This is a genomic window from Variovorax sp. S12S4, assembly GCF_023195515.1.
GTDB lineage: Bacteria > Pseudomonadota > Gammaproteobacteria > Burkholderiales > Burkholderiaceae_C > Variovorax.
The window spans coordinates 20,227-36,928 of record NZ_JALPKR020000001.1; the positions used below are offsets into that span (position 1 = coordinate 20,227).

Below are 16,702 nucleotides of genomic sequence, written 5' to 3' on the forward strand. Positions count from 1 at the left end.
CGCCTTGTTCGACGTAAATGTCCATTGCCCCTCAATCCTCCCGAACCAGCACATCTCCCTCAAACCGATACCGAAAATAGAACCACTTCTCAATCTCCGACTTAGTCTCGATCCGAAAAGCCGTAATCAGCCTTTCTCCATCCGTCTTCAGATAGATCGCGCCATACACCTCGACGTTGCTGCGCGCGAGCTGTTTCACATCGGCCTTCAACTGCGCAACCTTGTCTTGCGAGAGCGTGCCGGCGGCCAGCTTGTCGATGCCGGCCATCAGCGCGTCGACGGAGCTCTTGTTCTCCATGGCGCGCGAAGAGCGCTGGAGCTCGGTCGAAAGAATGACGGGCGCGCCGCCGCGGCCGAAGCGGCCCAAGCGGCCGAGCAGGTCGGGCCTGGGGTGGATGTGGCCCTCTTCGTCTCCTGACGAAATGATGAAGGCGGCAGGGTTCACGGCATCCAGAAACGCATCGGTCACCTTTTCGGAGCCGTGGTGGCAAGACTTCATGATGTCTGACCTGAAGATGTCTCGCGCCTTGGTCACCATGTCGTCGTAGGCGGGCGTGCCTGCTTTCGGAAACTTGTTATCTACGGTGCCGGTGTAGTGCTGCAGCAAGAATTTTTCGGCGCCTTCGTTCAAATCGCCGCCGAACAACACGCTGAACTTGCCGTACTGCAGGCGCAAGATGACGGAGTGGCCGTTCTTGGTTTCGTTGTACGAGCCCAGCTGCCGCAGCGCGGGGGTGCTGTCTGGGCCTTCTTCAACCACGGGCGCAAGCACGCGTATGGTGTAGCCGCGGTCGTCCGACGGGGCAAAGCCGGGCATCCAGGCGGTGTCGTCTTCTATCGTCGCGTGCTGGGCCGAGAGCATGCAGATGTCCTGGATCTTCGGGTTGCTTAGCGCGGCCTTCATGACTTGCGGAAAGAGGTGGGTGGTGCCCGCGTTTCCGAAGATGGTCTTCACGGTGGCGTAGTCGGCGGCAAGGTCGCCAATGTAGGCAACCGATGCGCCGTTTTCCTTCACGGGTTTGCCGCCGAGCTTTTCCCACGTGCCGCTCACGGGCCGCTCGACAAGGCCGCTGTGATACACGGTGCCAAAGCCGATGCCTGGGTCGGCAAAGATGTCCTTGAAGCCCAGGTAATGGTCGCTGTCGGGGTGCGTCATTACCGCGGCGGCAAAGTCGAAGCCGCGGTAGGTCTGAAACCTGGCGGCAAGAAAGGCGCGCATGTTGCCGCCCTCTCCGGCGTCGATGACGACGATGCGTTCATCGCCGCCGGTCTCGGGCGAAATGAGCACGGCGCCGTCGCCCTGGCCCACGTCGACAAAGATGATTTCGAGCGGTCGGCGGGCGACTGTGTCTTCTTTGGGGATGTAGAGGGTGCGCCGCTTGGCGGGCGAGCGGGCGGCCCAGTCGATTTCCAGCCAGCCGTCGCCAAGATCTTTCTTGACCTTGAGGAAGTCGCCCCAGATGACTTCGCGGATCTTTTTCTTCTTGTCGTCGAAGAGGTGAACGGGGCTTCCGTCCGCGCGCAAATTGACGAATCGGTGTGCTGCCATGCGCCCGCTCCCTCTTTTTGACGAATCCCGCACTTTTAGCAGCGCGGGGGTGCAGGCGCATCACTCAAAAGCGGTATGGCAATAGGCAGGCGGCTCCGGACAATGGCGGCTGTGTTGCTGGAAGTCTGCATTCGGACTATGGGAGTTGACCCGATCCCTGAAGACATCAACATGTAACACTATAGTTGCAGCACAATTCCGGGCAGCGAAAACTACAGCCTGAGATCGCCATGACCCTGGACGAACTGTTTGCCGAAAGCCATTTGCTTCCCACGGTGCCCAAGGTGGTGTTCGACTTGATCGAGCTCTTGCGCAACGAGGACGCCTCTATTCCCGTGGTTGCACGCAAGGTCGAGCTCGACCAGGTGCTGACGGCGCGGGTGCTGCGCATGGCCAACTCTCCGTACTTCGGGCTGCGCCGCAAAATCCTCTCGATCCAAGACGCGATCCAGCTGCTGGGTTTCTCGTCGATCCGCTCGCTGGTGGTGAGCTCCGGCCTTACGGGCACGTTCCGCAAGGTCGACGGGGTGCATCTGCCGTCTTTCTGGTCGCACAGCCTGCGCGTGGCGGCGGTGGCGCGCTACCTTGCCGGCAAGACCCGCAGCGTGGACCAGAGCCTTGCGTTCACCGTGGGCAGCATGCACGCCATCGGCCACCTGATCATGGCCGGCGCCATGAAGGAGCAAATGGCCAAGCTCAACGCCGTGCACCCGTTCGACATGATGGGCCGGCTCGAGGTCGAACGGCAGAAGTTCGGCTTTCACTACGGCGAAGTGGGCGCCCGGCTGGCTGCCCGCTGGGAGTTTGCGCCCGAGTTCATCAGCGCCCTCTCTTGCTTTGCCAACCCGATGGAGGCCGAGCAGGTCGACCCGTTGGCCAATGTTCTGCACCTTGCCGTCTGGCGCGTTGCGCTGGAGCGCGAAGGCCTGCGCATTGGCGACTCGCAGCACGTGTGGCCGGCCCAGTCGGCGGATGCCATCGGCATTTCTGAAGACGTGATGCAAGACATGCCGGCGCCCCGCGAGCTGGCGTCCGATCTGGAATCGATGATCGCCTGATCGTCGTTTGACCGTGCGTTGAGGGTGGCGCCTGCCGCCCGTTTTGCCTGGCTTCGGCCAGCGCCTCCTTCTCTCCCCTTCCCCTGATCGAGCCTTGAACGGTGCCGCACGACGATGCGGCAGGCACAGTCGTTTGACTTTTTTAGATATATCGAAAATAATTTCGACATACTTCGAGAGGACATCGATATGCGACACCCCCACTTCGGCCACCACCATCACCACCACTGCCACACGCCCCGTGGCGAGCACGAAGACGGCCTTTCGGGTGGCCGTGGCGGGCGCGGCGGCGGGCGGGTGTTCGGCCATGGCGGCCTGCGTTTTGTGCTGCTGCGGCTCATTGCCGACAAGCCGGCCCACGGCTACGAACTCATCAAGGCCATTGAAGACCGCCTGGGCGGCAGCTATGCGCCGAGCCCCGGCGTGGTGTACCCCACGCTCACGCTGCTCGAAGAAATGGGCTACCTGAGCGTGGAAACTGCCGACACCGGCGGGCGCAAGCGCTACAGCATCACGGCCAGCGGCCAGGAGTTTCTGGCCGCCAACAGCGACACGGCCGACGCGATGATGGCCCGCATGAACGGCGGCGTAGACGGTGCCGGCCCGCGCGGCGGGCGCCCGCCGCAGGTGACGCGCGCTATTGAGAACCTGAAGCTCGCCATGCGCATGCGCCTTTCGGGCCCGCCCCTCACAGAACAACAAGCCCACGATTTCGCCGCGGTGCTCGACAGCGCCGCCCAGCAACTGGAACGCATCTAGAAAGCTTTTTCTGAAATGACCGACTTCTCGACCGACACATCTCCCGCTTCTTCTTCCCCGCCCGACCGCACGCCGCGCCGCGTGCGGCACGAGCTTCGTTTTCGGCAGCTCACGGTAAAAACGGTGCAGCGCGTCACGCCGCACCTGATCCGCGTCACGCTCACCGGCGATGACCTTGCGGGCTTTACGAGCCTGGGCTTCGACGACCACGCGAAGATCTTTTTTCCCGATGCCGCAACCGGCAAGCTCACGCTGCCTACCGTGGGGCCTGACGGCCCGGTGTGGCCCGCAAGCGGCCGGCCGACCATGCGCGACTACACGCCGCGCCGGTATGACGCACAGGCCAACACGCTGGAGCTCGACTTTGCGCTGCACGAAGCCGGCCCGGCCACCCAATGGGCCGAACGGGCCAAGCCGGGCGACATGCTCGGCGTGGGCGGGCCGCGCGGCTCGTTCATCGTGCCGACCGATTTCGACTGGCACTTGCTCATCGGCGACGACACCGCCCTGCCCGCGATCGCACGGCGCCTGGCCGAGTTGCCGGCCGGTGCGCGCGTGGTGGTGCTGGCCGAGGTAGACAGCGAGGCGGACCAGGTGCCGTTCGAAACGCAGGCCGAGCTCACGCTGCAATGGGTGCACCGCAAGGGCGCTGAACCGGGGCTGAGCCCGGTGCTGCTCGATGCACTCAAGGCAATGAAGCTGCCGGCCGGCGACTTTCACGCCTGGGTGGGGTGCGAGTCGGCCATTGCGAAGGCCCTGCGCGCGCACCTGGTGGGCGAGCGCGGCGCCAATCCGAAGTGGGTTCGCGCGTCAGGCTACTGGCGCCGCGGTGCCGTGGCTACGCACGACACGCACGACGAGTAAGCGCCTTGGTTTTGCTCCTTCCCCTTCCGGGGAAGGTTGGGATGGGGGCACGTGGCATATCAAGCGTTCGCTGCTCTCGATACGCCGCCTGCCCCCACCCCTGCCCTCCCCGGAAGGGAGGGAGAAAGAAGCCTATTCAGAGCCAGCCGGCGCGCCTGAAGCGGTAGTAAAGATAGCTGCAGGTGCCGCCCATCAGCACCAGCGCGGCCGCATAGCCGTAGCGAAGTTTCAGCTCTGGCATGTGCTCGAAGTTCATGCCCCAGATGCCGGCAAACGCGGTGCACACCGCAAAAATGCTGGCCCAGGCGGCAAGCCGCTTGGTCACTTCGCTCTCTTCGATGGTGACCATCGACAGGTTCACCGAAATGGCCGTACCAATGGTGTCGCGCATCGCGTCTATGGAGCCGTTGATGCGCACCAGGTGGTCGGCCACGTCGCGAAAGTATTCCTGCGAACTCACGCAGATCTGCGGCACGCGTCCGCCGTGCAGCTTGCCGGCCGCCTCGGTCAGCGGAGCCACCGCGCGCTTGAGGATCATGCTGCGCCGCTTCAGGTCATAAAGCTGCTTGATCTTGTCGCGCGCCGCGCCGCCCTGGGTAAAGATCTGCTGCTCGATGGATTCAAGCTCCACCTCGAGCGCGTCGATCACCGGAAAGTAGCGGTCGACCACCGCATCCATCAGCGCATAGAGCACAAAGCCCGCGCCGTTGCGGAGCAAGTCGGGCTCGCGCTCGCAGCGCTCGCGCACGCCCAGAAAGCCCTGCTGGCTGCGGTTGCGCACTGAAAGCACGTAGTTCTTGCCGACGAACACGTCGACCTCTCCCACGTTCACGCAATGAGCGCCTTCGGTAGAGGGCTCGACGAGGTGCATCACCACGAAGAGCGAGTCGCCGTACTCCTCGACCTTGGGGCGCTGGTGGCCGTGATGGGCGTCTTCGACCGCCAGCGGATGCAGGTTGAACTCGTCCTTCATCTGCGCCAGCTCTTCCGGCGTGGCGTCGCTCAGCGCCACCCACACAAAGCAGCCGGGGCGGGTGATGTATTCGCTGATGTCCTCGACCGGGATGTCGGCGAGCTTGGCGCCGTTTTCGTAGGCCACGCAGTTGATCAGCATCGGTACTCGTCCATGGTCAATCTTTGAATCGGAGTCAGGCCGCCGCGGCCGGATTCGAAGCGGCCGCCAGCGCCGCGGTGGCGGCCAGCGAAGCTTCGATGGCCTGCGTCTCGCTCTTGAGCAGCGCCAGGCCTTTCTCGGCCAACGCAGAGTGGCTTGCAACGTCGGCCCACAGGCTGGCTGCGGCTTCGGCGCAGGTCAACGATGTGAAGCGGATGCGGCCCTTTGCCAGTTCCGTGAAGCGCTTCTCGCGCAGGGGGTCGGCCCGGTCCCAGGCGCCGCCGATGAGCACTCGCCTGCCGCGCTTGACGCGGGGTTCCAGCTCGGCAAAGAACGGCAGCTTGGCGGACACCCAGCCCAGCATTCCGGAGTTCAACGCGGTGTCGAACGCCGTTGGGGCGGTGTGGGCCTTCGCAAAGCTGCGCAATGTGCCGAGCGTGTAGAGCAGCGGGTCTTTCGGCCCGGCTGCACCGCCTTCCACCGGCCTGATGACGGGCGGGCCGTTGCCTGCGCGCCCGTCGGGCCGCTTCGATTTGCGCAAGTCGGCAAGCTGGGCAGGCGACATGCAGAGGTACAACGCGGCAAACTCTGCGGGCAAGGTGGCGGTGTCGGGCAGCGCGTCCGCTTCAGGGCCTTTGAATTCATCCGGGTGAGCCATGGGCGCCTTGTTCTTCACGCGGGGTTTGCGTCGGCGGATTTTAGAGCGGCGGGTGCGCGCCGGCCGGCCGCAACCGCCGCAATGTGCACCGGCTTGCCGCTCGCTCGTCCCCGATAATCGCCCGAGTGAAAACGACGACTGCCCAACCCTCCCCCTCGACCAGCGACTTCTCAGGCCACACGCCCATGATGGCGCAGTACCTGGGCCTCAAGGCCAACCATCCGGACACGCTGCTGTTCTACCGGATGGGCGATTTCTACGAGCTGTTCTGGGCCGACGCCGAAAAGGCCGCGCGCCTGCTCGACATCACGCTCACCCAGCGCGGCCAGTCGGCCGGCCAGCCGGTGGTGATGTGCGGCGTGCCCTTTCATGCAGTCGATACTTATCTTGCACGGCTCATCAAGCTGGGCGAATCGGTGGCCATTTGCGAGCAGGTGGGCGAAGTCGGTGCCAGCAAGGGGCCGGTCGAGCGCAAGGTGGTGCGGGTGGTTACGCCCGGCACGCTGACCGATTCGGAGCTGCTCAACGACAAGAGCGAATCGCTGCTGCTTGCCGTGCATGCGGGCACGCGCAATTTTTGCGGCCTGGCATGGCTCAGCGTCACGGGCGCCGAGCTGCGGCTGGCCGAATGCCCGGCCGACGCGCTCGAAACCTGGATTGCACGCATCGCCCCAAGCGAGCTGCTGTACAGCGCCGAGGTAACGCCGGCTTTCGAGCAGCGCCTGAAGGCCGCACGCGCAGCCACGCCTTTCACGCTGTCCATCCGCCCGGCCTGGCAGTTCGACGGCGGCCTGGGCGAACGCAAGCTCAGCGAGCAAATGGGCAGCAAGAGCCTGGCCGCGTGGAACGCCGAATCGCTCGCCAACGCGCATGCCGCCGCCGCCGCGCTGCTGGGCTATGCCGAGCACACGCAGGGCCGCGCGCTTTCGCACCTGCAGCGCCTTTCGGTGGAGCGCGACGGCGACCTGATCGAGCTGCCGCCCACCACGCGGCGCAACCTGGAGCTGGTGCAAACGCTGCGCGGCGAAGATTCGCCCACCATGTTCTCGCTGCTCGACACCTGCATGACGGGCATGGGCAGCCGCTTGCTGAAGCGCTGGCTGCTGTCGCCCCGGCGCGACCGCAGCGAGGCGCAGGCGCGGCTCGAAGCCATCGGTGCGCTGCAGTCGACGGTGCTGGGCGGCACGGCCGCGCCCTGGCGCACGCTGCGCGAACAACTCAAGAACACGAGCGACGTGGAGCGCATTGCGGCGCGCATTGCCCTGCGCCAGGTGCGCCCGCGCGAACTGCTGGCGCTGCGGCTTGCACTGGCCAAGGCAGAACAGTTGTCGCCGCTTCTGCCCGGCTCGGCCGCGCTGCTCGACCAGATCGCCGAGCGCCTTGCGCCGCCGCCCGGCTGCGCAGCCCTGCTGACAAGCGCCATCAAGCCCGACCCGTCGGCGCTGGTGCGCGACGGCGGCGTGATTGCCACCGGCCACGACGCCGAGCTCGACGAGCTGCGCGCCATCAGCGAGAACTGCGACGACTTCCTGCTGAAGCTCGAAGTGAGCGAACGCGAGCGCACCGGCATCAGCAACCTGCGGGTGCAGTTCAACCGCGTGCACGGCTTCTACATCGAGGTCACGCAAAGCGCGCTCTCGAAGGTGCCCGACAACTACCGCCGCCGCCAGACCCTGAAGAACGCCGAGCGCTTCATCACGCCCGAGCTGAAGGCTTTCGAAGACAAGGCGCTGAGCGCGCAAGACCGGGCCCTCGCCCGCGAAAAGTGGCTCTACGAGCAGCTGCTCGATGCGCTGCAGCCCTCGGTGCCGGCGCTCACGCAACTGGCCGGCGCCATTGCCACGCTCGACGCGCTCTGCGCGCTGGCCGAGCGCTCGCACACGCTGCACTGGCGCGCGCCGAGCTTCGTTTCGCACCCCTGCATCGAGATCCAGCAGGGTCGGCACCCGGTGGTGGAAGCGCGGCTGGCCGAAAAGTCTTCCGGCGGGTTCATCGCCAACGACACGGTGCTGGGGCCGCAGCAGCGCATGCAAGTCATCACCGGCCCCAACATGGGCGGTAAATCGACCTACATGCGGCAGGTGGCGATCATCGTGCTGCTGGCTTCCATTGGCTCGCACGTGCCCGCGGCGGCCTGCCGGCTGGGGCCCATCGACGCGATTCACACCCGCATTGGCGCGGCGGACGACCTGGCCAACGCGCAGTCGACCTTCATGCTCGAGATGACCGAGGCTGCGCAAATTTTGCACAGCGCCACCGCGCAGTCGCTGGTGCTCATGGACGAAATCGGCCGCGGCACCAGTACCTTCGACGGCCTGGCGCTGGCCGCCGGCATTGCGGCCCAACTGCACGACCGCAGCAAGGCCTTCACGCTCTTTGCCACCCACTACTTCGAGCTGACCGAGTTTCCGGCCACGCACCACTGCGCGGTGAACATGCACGTGAGCGCCACGGAGGCGGGCCGCGACATCGTGTTCTTGCACGAAATGCAGCCCGGCCCGGCCAGCAAGAGCTACGGCATTCAGGTGGCGCGGCTCGCAGGCATGCCGGCCGCGGTGGTCAACCATGCGCGGCAAGCGCTCGAGGCGCTGGAGTCGCAGCACGCCCAAACGCGTGCGCAAGTCGATCTGTTTGCCCCGCCCCCGGCGGCCGAAACGCCCATGGCCAGCGCCGTAGAATCCGCCCTGGCCGCGCTCGACCCCGACGCGATGACGCCACGGGAGGCGCTCGACGCGCTCTATGCCTTACAAAAACTGAACACGCGCGAACGCGGCGCCGCGTAGCGGGCATCCTTCGTGCGAGATGAAAAAATGACTTATTGCGTAGGCATCAAACTCAACGCCGGCCTGGTGTTTCTCTCCGACTCGCGCACCAACGCGGGCGTGGACCACATCAGCACCTTCCGCAAGATGATCGTCTACGAGCAGCCGGGCGACCGTGTCATGGTGCTGCTGTCTTCGGGCAACCTGAGCATCTCGCAGTCGGTGCGCGAAATCTTGCAGATAGAAGAGCTGCGCGAAACCCGTGAAGACGGCTCGCAGGGCGACCCCATCACCATCTGGAACGCCAAGAGCATGTTCGATGCCGCGCGCGTGCTCGGCTCGGCCGTGCGCCACGTGTACGACCGCGACGCCGAGGCGCTCAAGCATGCGGGGCTCGACTTCAACGTGTCGTTCATCTTCGGCGGGCAGGTCAAGGGCGAAGGCATGCGCCTCTTCCTGGTGTATTCGGCGGGCAACTTCATCGAGGCCACCACCGAGACGCCCTACTTCCAGGTGGGCGAATCGAAGTACGGCAAGCCGGTGCTCGACCGCGTGCTCACGCCCGAAACCCCGCTCGACGAAGCCGCCAAGTGCGCGCTGGTGTCGATGGACTCGACCATGAAGTCGAACCTCTCGGTGGGCCTGCCGCTCGACCTGGTGGTGTACGAGGCCAACAAGTTCGAAACCGACCGCGTGATCTGCATCGACGCCGACAACCCCTACTACCGCATGATGCACAACAGCTGGGGCCAGAAGCTGCGCGAGGTGTTCGACAGCATTGAAGACCCGGTGTGGGACGACTCCGCCACCCAGCATCCGCTGAAGATGCCGGCCACGCGGCACAGCCCGCTGCGCAAGATTTCCACGCCCGACGAAAAGCTCATCTGAGCCCGGCGCAGCAGCCATGGCGATGCCGCCCATCGTCTTCTCGCACGGCAACAGCTTTCCGGCGAGCACCTACCGCGTCGTTTTAGACAGCCTGCGCAACCGCGGCTTCGAGGTCGACGCCATAGAGAAGTTCGGGCACGACCCGAAGTACCCCGTCACCGACAACTGGCCGCACCTGGTGCAGCAGTTGGCCGACTTTGCCAAGCAGCACGCCGACAGTGCCGGCGGCCCGGTGTTTCTGGTCGGCCATTCGCTCGGCGGATTCTTGAGCCTGATGTGCGCGGCGCTGCATCCGGCGCTCGCCCGCGGCGTGGTGCTGCTCGACTCGCCGATTCTGGGCGGCTGGCGCGCAAACACGCTGAGCCTGGTCAAGCGCACCCCGCTCATGAAGACCGTGTCGCCCGGCGCCATCAGCCGCCGGCGCAAGAACAAGTGGGAGCACCGCGAAGCCGTGTTCGAGCACTTCCGCAGCAAGAAGGCCTTTGCCAAGTGGGACGAGCAGGTGCTGCACGACTACATCGACCACGGCACCTTCGACAGCGAAGACACGCGCGAACTGAGCTTCGACCGCAACGTGGAAACGGCCATCTACAACACCTTGCCCCACAACCTGGGCGCGCTGCGCCGCCATCCGCTCAAGTGCAAGGTGGCCTTCATCGGCGGGCGCCAATCGGCCGAGATGAAGCAGGTGGGCATGGCCATGACCCAGAAGGTGACCAAGGGCCGTATTGCAATGCTCGACGGCACGCACCTGTTTCCCATGGAAAAGCCGCTGGCCACGGCGGCGGCAGTCGAGGCGGCGCTGCGCAACCTGCTGGACTGATCGGAGCCCCATGTCTTCCTCCCAACCGGCAGTGATTGAAGCGGTCTCCCTGAGCCCTTCGCTGGTTGTCGAAGACGACCCCGCAATGCGCGAGCGCCTGGGCCGCGTGTTGGCCATGCTCGGCTACGGTGGCCCGCAGATCGCCTGGGCGGAGAGCATTGCCTCGGCAAAGGAACTGCTTCGCACACAGAGCTTTGGGGTCGCGCTGGTCGACATCGGCCTGCCGGACGGCAGCGGGGTCGAACTCATCGGCTGGATGCAGGCGGCGCATCCCAAGGTGCCTGCCGTGGTGATTTCAGCCTGGCGCACCGAAGAAACCATTTTCGCGGCGCTGCGAGCCGGCGCCATCGGCTACCTGCTGAAGGAGCGCGACGACCTCGAGCTCAGCATTGCGCTGCGCAGCATCGAACAAGGGGGTGCGCCGATCGACCCAGCCATTGCACGCCACATCCTCGCTTGGCTGGCAACGCAGCTGGCTTTGCCGGCGGTGGCAGCCGATGCGCCTGCCCCGCTGCCCGTGGCGCTGACACCGCGAGAGTTGAGAATTCTCGAGCTCGTGTCGCAAGGGCTCAGCAACCGCGACATGGCAGAGCTGCTGTCGATCTCGAAGCTGACGGTGGAATGCCACACCAAGAACATCTACCGCAAGCTGGCCGTCACGTCTCGCACCGAGGCCGTCTACCAGGGCCGCAGGCACGGGCTGCTGCCCTGACCGGCACCTCGCTCTTTCTTTTCTTAGCGCCTCACCAGGCGTAGCCCGCCTGCACACGGGCTGCAATGCGGTTGCTGCTGCCGCTGCTGGTCGCGGTGGAAACACCCAGCCCCAGGTTGAAGTTGTCGCTGACCTGATAGCCGAAAGCGAAGCCGACGGCCGAAGCTCCGGCGTAGTTGCCCATGGCGGCCCCCATCCATTTCTTGCCCACGGCCAAGGTCGGCATCGAAGGCATGGCCAGTGCGGCCGCAACGCCCTGCGCTGCAAAGGCGTTGGCCTGGCTGGTCGCGTTGCTCACCGCCTGCTGCAGCTGGTTGACGTTGACGGCATCGGTGCCCAGCAGGCCGGGCGCGACGTTCGCAATGCTGCGCAACAGACCGGTGGCGGCGTTGCCCACCGACACGGTGCTGTCACGGTCGGCCACCGATCCCTGGCCCAGCGCGACCGCGTTGCTGCCCGATGCCAGCGTGTTGGCTCCCAGCGCCACGGCGTTGTTGCCCGTGGCCACCGCGTTGTTGCCGACGGCCGTGGTGGGGTCTGCCAGCGCCCTGGCGCCGGCACCAATGGCTACCGAACCCGCATGGCTGGCTTGTGCACCGTTGCCGACGGCCACGGTGTCCTGGCCATTGGCCTGTGCATTGGTGCCCATCGACGTGCTGCCGGCACCGCTAGCGCCCGCCCCAGGCCCGCAGGCCACGGCGCCGCCCGCTCCCACCGCGCAGACCCCGCTGGACAGTGCCTGGTTCATCAAGGCCTGCAATGCCGTGACCTGCTGAACGGTGAAGTTGTTTGCCGTGGTGATGGCGGTCTGCTGAGCCTGCTGCACCTGTCCCACATTGGCGGCATCGGTTGCCACCTGGCCCGCACCGACGTTGCTGATGGTGGTGCCGGCGCCGCCGTTGGCATTGAGTTGCAGCGAAGTGCCGCCCGCGCCGTACTGCGCCGAGTTCTGCGCCAGGCCGAGCGCGGAGTCGGCCGTGCCTTGTGCGGCCGAGGCTGCGGATACCGCCGTGTTGGCTGTCTGCTGCACGGTGTACAGCTGGCTGCCGTTGACTGCATCGGTGCTTGCGGCGGTCACCGCTCCGGCGCTCACGTTGACCAGGCCGCGCGTCTGGCCCGCGCTCCCGAAAGACACCGTGTTGGCCGCCGTAGCGACAGAATTCGCGCCGATGGCCACGCTGCCGTTCGCGCCGCTCGCGACCCGGCTGCCGGAACCCATCGCCACGCTACCCGTGGCCAATGCGGCCGCGCCCGAGGCTCCGCCGTTGGCGCCACCGATCGCAGTGCTGCCGCTGCCGGATGCCACGGCGCCTTGGCTGGTCCCTGAAGCGCTCCCGATGGCGATCGCGGCAGTGCCCGAGGCCTGGGCCCCGCTGCCACCTGTCGGGCCGGTGTCGAGGCAGCAAGCCTCGGGGCCCACGCTTCCCGCGCCGAGCGCAATCGCACCGCTCGCCGAGGCTTGGGCCCCGCGCCCCCTGTGCCCCCGTTCCCCCGCCCCGCCGAGCGCGCCGGTTCCTCCGCCTCCGATGGCCGTTGCCCCGTTCGCAGTTGCGCTGGCCCCCGCCCCGCCCGTACCGCCGGTGCCACCGGCCGTTCCTACGCCGCCATCGCCGCCCGCACCAAGTGCGGTGGCCCCGTCTCCCGAGACACTGGCCGCGGCGCCTCCCGTTCCCGCCGTTCCGTTGATGGTTCCGGGGCCGACATTGCCCGCGGAGCCCTCGACAAATCCGGCCGCGAAAGCGCTGCTCGCACACAGCAGCGAAAGGGCTGGCAGATGCCCAAGCGCTCCCCGCGTCAGCCCTTTTCTGTTCGGCTTTTTGCGCTGCACTTCGTGCGCAACGGCAGCGCGGGTCGGGAATGCCATGGCTTCTTCTTTCTTGAAAGCAAACAAAACAATAGAGACAAAGTGTGTGTTTTCGGTCTCTACTAGGCCATCCCCGAAAATTGGTAAATGAAATGCCTGATGAAGAAGCTGCGCTGCAGGCTGGCCTTCCGTTTGCACACCGAGGCCGCCGCTTGTCGGGACCGAAGGCATGGTTTTGCAAGCTGATCGGCGCATGCGTGCTTCTCTTGGCGGCCGGCTCCGCCGTAGCGCAGCCCTCGCCTGATATCCACGTAGAAGCGGTGCGCGGCACTGGATGGAACGAGGCCGCACCTCCGGCCGACGGCTGGGCACCCGTCACCCTGCCCGACAGCTGGGCCGCGCGCTGGCCCGGCTTCGACGGCGTGGTCTGGTACCGGTTGACCTGGAACCAGCCCACGCAAGTAGCCGAAACCGGCTTGCTGCTGCACTACCTCAACATGGCCGGTGCGGTGTCGCTCAACGGCACACCCATCTGGCGCGACGAGAGCCTGGTCGAGCCGCTTACCCGTGCCTGGAACAGCCCGCGCTACTGGCTGCTGGCCCCGCCGCTGCTGCAGACGGGCCGCAACACGCTGCTGATACGGGTTTCGGGACTTTCGGCCTATCAGGCAGGGCTCGGTCCGGTCAGCCTCGGCGTACCCGCGGCCATGCAGGCGGCATACGGGCATGAGCGTCTCTTGCGCCGCGATCTCCAGATGCTCGGCCTGGCGGTGAGCGCGGCGGTGTCGGCCTTCTTCGCTGCGCTTTGGCTATTGCGGCGGCGCGAAACGGCCTATGGCTGGTTTGCTTTGATGTCGGTGCTGTGGCTGCTGTTCGGCTACAACCAGATCGCGACCAGCCCCTGGCCTTTTGCGAGCAACCACAGCTGGCAGGCGTCGAACACCTCGCTGCTGCTTCTGTTCAGCGTGTCTTATGCCGTTTTTGCGCTGCGCTTCTGCGAGCGCCGCATGCCGCGCCTGGAAGGCTTTGCGCTGCTGGTCGCGGTGGCCGGCGTGCTCGACCTGTGGCTTGCCGGTTCCGCGAACCTGGTCACCCATCGCGCCCTTTGGACGCTGGTGGGCGGCCTCACGATCATTGCCGTGAACAGCGCCTCGCTGGTTCACGCCGCGCGGCACCGGGGCAGCCCCATGCGTTCGCTTGCGCCCTTCATGGCACTGTCGGCGGTAACCGGCGCTCACGACCTGCTGGTGTTCACCCAGGTGATCGACAGCAACATCTACTACACGACCATGTCCTCATATGGCTTGCTGCTGGGCATGGCGCTGACGCAGGCCGGCCGCTTCGTGAGCAGCCTGAAGCGCATCGAGAACTTCAACACCGAGCTGATCGAAGAAGTGAACGCCGCCAAGTCGGAACTGGCCGCCACGCTTGCGCAGCAGCACGCGCTGGAGCTCGCGCATGCGCGCATCGGCGAGCGCGTCAATCTTGCGAGCGACCTGCACGACGGCCTGGGCGGCATGCTGGTCGGCAGCATTGCAACGCTTGAGCGCAGGCCGGAGGAGCTTTCGGCACCGGCCCTTCTCGCCATGCTCAAGAGCCTGCGCGACGACTTGCGGCTCATCATCGACGCCACGGGCCGTCACGACGGCGCACGCGCGTTCGGCGAGCTGCTCGCGCCCCTGCGGCATCGCACTTCGCAGCTGCTCGACGCCAACGGCATCGACTGCCGGTGGCAGGTGTCAGGCATCGAGACGCTCGAGCTGCCGCCCTCGCAAAGCCTCGACCTGCTGCGTTTTTTGCAGGAGGCGCTGACGAACACCCTCAAGCACAGCGGCGGCCGACGTGTGGATGTGGCCGTAACCTGCGCCGGCGCCGACCTGCAACTCGACGTGCGCGACGACGGCCAAGGCTTTGTCGTGGCAGACGCTGCCAAGGGCGGCGGCTCGGGTCTGCGCAGCCTGCACGCACGCGCCCGCAGGCTGGGCGCCGAGCTCCATTTGGAGTCTCGCCCGGGTGCCACTCAGCTCGCGCTGCGCATGCCTGTCAAGACGGGAATAAACGGGGCGATACAAATTGCAATCATCGGTAACAATGGACGAAAATAAGTAAAAACGTCCCAGTTCATCGGTCGCCGCTTCAAAATGTCGAGCAAATGTCAACTTCCTACCCGGAAGCCGTTGAAGCCGTTTCTCTGAGTCCGACGCTCGTCGTCGAAAACGATCCGTCGATGCAGGAACGTTTTCGCTACATCCTGTCGACGCTCGGATGCGACGAGCCCCAGATCGTCTGGACCGAGAGCGGTGAGACGGCCATGCAACTGCTCGAGAGCCAGCGTTTTGGTGTGGCTCTTGTGGACATCGGCTTGCCCGATGGCAGCGGTATCGAACTCATCGACTGGCTGCAGGCCCACCAACCGAAAGTGCCCGCCGTCGCGGTTTCCGCGAAGCGCACCGACGAAACCATTTTTTCAGCGCTGCGCGCCGGCGCGATGGCCTACCTGCTGAAGGAGCGCGACGATCTCGAGCTCAGCATCGGCCTGCGCAGCATCGAGCAAGGCGGCGCGCCGATCGACGCAGCCATTGCGCGGCGCATCCTGGCGTGGGACTCGAGTCACGCGGCCGATTCACCGGCCGATTCGGACACGACGCTGTCGCTGCGCGAACGCAAGATGCTCGAGCTGGTGGTGCAGGGGCGCAGCTACAGCGACATTGCCGAAACGCTTTCGGCGCCCAAGCTGGCGTTGGAGCGCCGCACCAAGGGCATCTACAGGAAGTTGGCGCTCGGCTCGCGGGCCGAGACGGCGCACGCGGGCGGCGAAGATTCCTTTTCGCGCTGAGGCTTACTCCGCCCAGACCACCATGCCGGTCCACGCCGTGGCCAGCACCACGATGCCGAAGGCGATGCGGTACCACGCAAAGGGAATGAAGTTGTGCGTGCTGATGTACCGCAGCAGCCAGCGCACGCAGAGCCACGCGCTCAGAAACGAAAACACCAGCCCCACCGAGAACAGCGGAATGTCGGCCACCGACAGCAGCGCGCGCTCCTTGTAGAGGCTGTAGGCCCCGGCGCCGATGAGCGTCGGAATGGCCAGGAAGAACGAAAAATCGGTGGCCGCCTGGCGCGAGAGGCCCAGCAGCATGCCGCCGATGATGGTCGAACCGCTGCGGCTGGTGCCCGGAATCATTGCAAAGCACTGCACCAGGCCCACCTTGAGGGCGTCCCACGTCGTCATGTCGTCGACATGCTCGATGCGCACCGAACCGGGCGGCCGCTTCTCGGCCCATAGGATGATGAAGCCGCCGATGATGAAAGTACTTGCCACGACCACCGGGGTGAAGAGATGCGCCTTGATCATCTTGCCGAAAATCAGGCCCAGCACCACGGCGGGCAGAAAGCCGATGACCACGTTGATGGCCAGGCGCCTGGCCTTGGGCTGCCGCGGCAGCGCCACCACGGTGGAGTGGATCTTCTGCCAGTACACCAGGATCACCGCGAAGATCGCACCCGTCTGAATGGCAATGTCGAACACCTTGGCCTTGGCGTCGTCGAAGCCGAGCAGCGAGCCCGCAAGAATCAGATGCCCGGTCGACGAGATCGGCAGAAACTCTGTCAGCCCCTCGACAATGCCCATGACAGCGGCCTTCACCAGCAAAACGATGTCCACGCTTACTCCTTTAAAGAGCGCCAATTATGGCGAGGCATCGAGTCAGG

General features: G+C 65.6%; 14 protein-coding genes. 9 read left to right on the forward strand and 5 right to left on the reverse strand.

Annotation, left to right across the window (positions count from 1 at the left end):
- Window positions 1–31: 31 nt before the first annotated feature.
- Window positions 32–1,549 (reverse strand): ComEC/Rec2 family competence protein, encoded by a 1,518-nt coding sequence (locus tag M0765_RS00105; protein ID WP_258501305.1) that lies wholly within the window; start codon window positions 1,547–1,549, stop codon window positions 32–34.
- 230 nt (window positions 1,550–1,779) lie between these two features.
- Between M0765_RS00105 and M0765_RS00110 the strand changes: the two genes are divergently transcribed.
- The 3 genes from M0765_RS00110 (at window position 1,780) to M0765_RS00120 (ending at window position 4,230) form a co-directional block, all read left to right on the forward strand.
- The gene (locus tag M0765_RS00110; RefSeq protein ID WP_258501306.1) at window positions 1,780–2,607 is read left to right on the forward strand and encodes an HDOD domain-containing protein; all 828 of its coding nucleotides are present in this window, start codon (window positions 1,780–1,782) and stop codon (window positions 2,605–2,607) included.
- Window positions 2,608–2,796: 189 nt separating this feature from the next.
- On the forward strand, window positions 2,797–3,366 hold the full coding sequence (locus tag M0765_RS00115) for a PadR family transcriptional regulator (protein ID WP_126746121.1): 570 nt from the start codon (window positions 2,797–2,799) through the stop codon (window positions 3,364–3,366).
- Between the two features lie 15 nt (window positions 3,367–3,381).
- Window positions 3,382–4,230, forward strand: coding sequence for a siderophore-interacting protein (locus M0765_RS00120; protein ID WP_258501308.1), 849 nt, complete (start codon window positions 3,382–3,384; stop codon window positions 4,228–4,230).
- A 136-nt stretch (window positions 4,231–4,366) separates the two neighbouring features.
- Here M0765_RS00120 and M0765_RS00125 read toward each other — a convergent pair whose 3' ends face one another.
- Both M0765_RS00125 and M0765_RS00130 read right to left on the reverse strand, forming a co-directional pair.
- The gene (locus tag M0765_RS00125) at window positions 4,367–5,344 is read right to left on the reverse strand and encodes a magnesium and cobalt transport protein CorA (protein WP_258501310.1); all 978 of its coding nucleotides are present in this window, start codon (window positions 5,342–5,344) and stop codon (window positions 4,367–4,369) included.
- A gap of 34 nt (window positions 5,345–5,378) precedes the next feature.
- The gene (locus M0765_RS00130) at window positions 5,379–6,002 is read right to left on the reverse strand and encodes a hypothetical protein (protein WP_258501312.1); all 624 of its coding nucleotides are present in this window, start codon (window positions 6,000–6,002) and stop codon (window positions 5,379–5,381) included.
- Window positions 6,003–6,187: 185 nt separating this feature from the next.
- Between M0765_RS00130 and mutS the strand changes: the two genes are divergently transcribed.
- From mutS to M0765_RS00150, 4 genes are read left to right on the forward strand one after another with little or no spacing between them, the layout of a single operon-like run.
- Entirely contained in the window at window positions 6,188–8,785 is a 2,598-nt protein-coding gene (gene mutS / locus M0765_RS00135; RefSeq protein ID WP_258501336.1) for a DNA mismatch repair protein MutS, read from the forward strand.
- 27 nt (window positions 8,786–8,812) lie between these two features.
- A complete protein-coding gene (locus M0765_RS00140) occupies window positions 8,813–9,652 on the forward strand; it encodes a proteasome-type protease (RefSeq protein ID WP_157614818.1) in 840 nt (279 codons plus the stop codon).
- A 16-nt stretch (window positions 9,653–9,668) separates the two neighbouring features.
- Window positions 9,669–10,475 (forward strand): alpha/beta fold hydrolase, encoded by an 807-nt coding sequence (locus tag M0765_RS00145; protein ID WP_258501314.1) that lies wholly within the window; start codon window positions 9,669–9,671, stop codon window positions 10,473–10,475.
- Window positions 10,476–10,485: 10 nt separating this feature from the next.
- The gene (locus M0765_RS00150; RefSeq protein WP_258501315.1) at window positions 10,486–11,187 is read left to right on the forward strand and encodes a response regulator transcription factor; all 702 of its coding nucleotides are present in this window, start codon (window positions 10,486–10,488) and stop codon (window positions 11,185–11,187) included.
- Between the two features lie 31 nt (window positions 11,188–11,218).
- Here the strand turns inward: M0765_RS00150 and M0765_RS00155 are convergent, their stop codons facing one another.
- Window positions 11,219–12,493 carry a YadA family autotransporter adhesin gene (locus M0765_RS00155; RefSeq protein WP_258501316.1) on the reverse strand — a complete coding sequence of 425 codons (1,275 nt, stop codon included), beginning with the start codon at window positions 12,491–12,493 and terminating at the stop codon, window positions 11,219–11,221.
- A 710-nt stretch (window positions 12,494–13,203) separates the two neighbouring features.
- On the opposite strand from M0765_RS00155, the gene M0765_RS00160 reads away from it, so the two are divergent.
- Together M0765_RS00160 and M0765_RS00165 are read left to right on the forward strand one after the other, a co-directional pair.
- Complete coding sequence (locus M0765_RS00160) at window positions 13,204–15,096, forward strand: sensor histidine kinase (RefSeq protein ID WP_258501317.1); 1,893 nt, start codon at window positions 13,204–13,206, stop codon at window positions 15,094–15,096.
- A gap of 47 nt (window positions 15,097–15,143) precedes the next feature.
- Window positions 15,144–15,827: a response regulator transcription factor gene (locus M0765_RS00165; protein ID WP_258501318.1), complete on the forward strand. Its 684-nt coding sequence runs from the start codon at window positions 15,144–15,146 to the stop codon at window positions 15,825–15,827.
- A gap of 3 nt (window positions 15,828–15,830) precedes the next feature.
- Here M0765_RS00165 and M0765_RS00170 read toward each other — a convergent pair whose 3' ends face one another.
- A complete protein-coding gene (locus M0765_RS00170) occupies window positions 15,831–16,655 on the reverse strand; it encodes an undecaprenyl-diphosphate phosphatase (protein WP_258501319.1) in 825 nt (274 codons plus the stop codon).
- Window positions 16,656–16,702: the final 47 nt, after the last annotated feature.

Bases quoted from the DNA above. Each gene is read 5' to 3' on its own strand.
- M0765_RS00105 (WP_258501305.1), bottom strand. From the start codon at position 1,549: ATGGCAGCACACCGATTCGTCAATTTGCGCGCGGACGGAAGCCCCGTT.
- M0765_RS00110 (WP_258501306.1), top strand. From the start codon at position 1,780: ATGACCCTGGACGAACTGTTTGCCGAAAGCCATTTGCTTCCCACGGTG.
- M0765_RS00115 (WP_126746121.1), top strand. From the start codon at position 2,797: ATGCGACACCCCCACTTCGGCCACCACCATCACCACCACTGCCACACG.
- M0765_RS00120 (WP_258501308.1), top strand. From the start codon at position 3,382: ATGACCGACTTCTCGACCGACACATCTCCCGCTTCTTCTTCCCCGCCC.
- M0765_RS00125 (WP_258501310.1), bottom strand. From the start codon at position 5,344: ATGCTGATCAACTGCGTGGCCTACGAAAACGGCGCCAAGCTCGCCGAC.
- M0765_RS00130 (WP_258501312.1), bottom strand. From the start codon at position 6,002: ATGGCTCACCCGGATGAATTCAAAGGCCCTGAAGCGGACGCGCTGCCC.
- mutS (WP_258501336.1), top strand. From the start codon at position 6,188: ATGATGGCGCAGTACCTGGGCCTCAAGGCCAACCATCCGGACACGCTG.
- M0765_RS00140 (WP_157614818.1), top strand. From the start codon at position 8,813: ATGACTTATTGCGTAGGCATCAAACTCAACGCCGGCCTGGTGTTTCTC.
- M0765_RS00145 (WP_258501314.1), top strand. From the start codon at position 9,669: ATGGCGATGCCGCCCATCGTCTTCTCGCACGGCAACAGCTTTCCGGCG.
- M0765_RS00150 (WP_258501315.1), top strand. From the start codon at position 10,486: ATGTCTTCCTCCCAACCGGCAGTGATTGAAGCGGTCTCCCTGAGCCCT.
- M0765_RS00165 (WP_258501318.1), top strand. From the start codon at position 15,144: ATGTCAACTTCCTACCCGGAAGCCGTTGAAGCCGTTTCTCTGAGTCCG.